The organism is Streptomyces sp. NPDC012935 (genome assembly GCF_042900345.1).
Taxonomy (GTDB): domain Bacteria; phylum Actinomycetota; class Actinomycetes; order Streptomycetales; family Streptomycetaceae; genus Streptomyces.
Genome location: NZ_JBIBBC010000091.1, coordinates 1 through 1,234, shown reverse-complemented (window position 1 = coordinate 1,234; position 1,234 = coordinate 1). Strand labels below are relative to the sequence as shown.

Sequence of the window (1,234 nt, the reverse complement as noted above, 5' to 3'; positions counted from 1 at the left end):
GATCTGCTGCACAAGGCTGTTGATCGCGGTCCGCTCAGCCCTGGTCGAGGCCGAGACCGTGTGAATCACCTTCGCCTCTTCGACCTCGGCCTCGTCACCGTGGTCCTCGCGATCGGCTATGAGCGCCGCCTCCGCCTCGCTCATCGCCCCCATATGCTCGTGGCGCCGCCGCAGCGTCTCGGCCAAGGCGTAGAGGCTGGAGGCTGCTCGCTTGCCGTAGACCATGCGGGCAAGCGGCTGCGCCACCGGAGGGAAGAACCGGTCGACCATGTCGAGGGCAGCCTGATAGAAGCCGTACTCGGACTGCGACAGCGGGACACTGTGATTGTGCGCAGTGCGCCCCTTGAATAGCCGAGTGGTGCCATCGTAGTCGACCAGGTCCTCCTTCATCCGCCGCAGGAAGTGAATGGGCCCGGGACGCAGCGCACTTAGCTCGACGTTGGGGTCACTGCCCGGATCCGGGTAGATCTCGGGGTCGACCAGGTGCAGCAGGTGCCGAAAGAGCCACTCCTTGCCTCGATGCGGCGTTGCCGTCATCAGCAGTGCCCGCGGGGTGTTCTTGGCCAGGAGTCGTCCAACCTGGTGGAATCCCGCGGCAGTCGGAGTCAGTCGGTGGGCCTCGTCGAACACGACCAGATCCCAACCTGCCTTGTCCGGGCGTATCGCGTCCTGCACCGCGGGGTTCACCGCTGCAAGCTCAAGGGAAACCACCCACAGGTCGTTGGAGTTCAGGGCGTTCTCACGCACCGTGGCTGAGGTGAGCTGACGCAGTCCGCCCCCCAGGAGCCGCTGGAAATCGTCCACCCATTTGGTGGCCAGGTTCGCCGGGCAGACGATGATCGCCCGCTTGATCAGGCCGAGTCGCTGCATTTCACGGAGGTACAGGCCCGCCATGATCGTCTTGCCGGTGCCCGGCTCGTCGGCCAGGAGGAAGCGCAGCAGGGGCTGGGGAAGCATCGCCCCGTAGACAGCCGTGGTCTGGTGCGCGTACGGCTTCAGCGGCGTAGCTGCCATCGCGCTGGACTCGGCATTGGTCGCCGCAGCGTTCATCCACTGGGTCCACATGGCCGCGAGCACACGGGCTGAGTTGGCTTGCCCGTCGCTGACCAGCGGCCGTACGGTCTCGGTGTCGCCAGCCGCCAGATTCACTTCGTGCCGACGCTCTTCGTCATCGACAAGAATGAGGTCCCACGCGCCAGGTCGGTCTCCTGGGAGGGCAAACCGAATCGTTGCG

At 65.6% G+C, this 1,234-nt stretch carries 1 protein-coding gene; it reads right to left on the bottom strand.

The window, feature by feature from the left end; all coding sequences use genetic code 11:
- Positions 1-1,234, bottom strand: a 1,234-nt coding sequence (locus tag ACFY5C_RS41745) for a DEAD/DEAH box helicase (RefSeq protein WP_389455308.1), incomplete at both ends; no start/stop codon positions are given.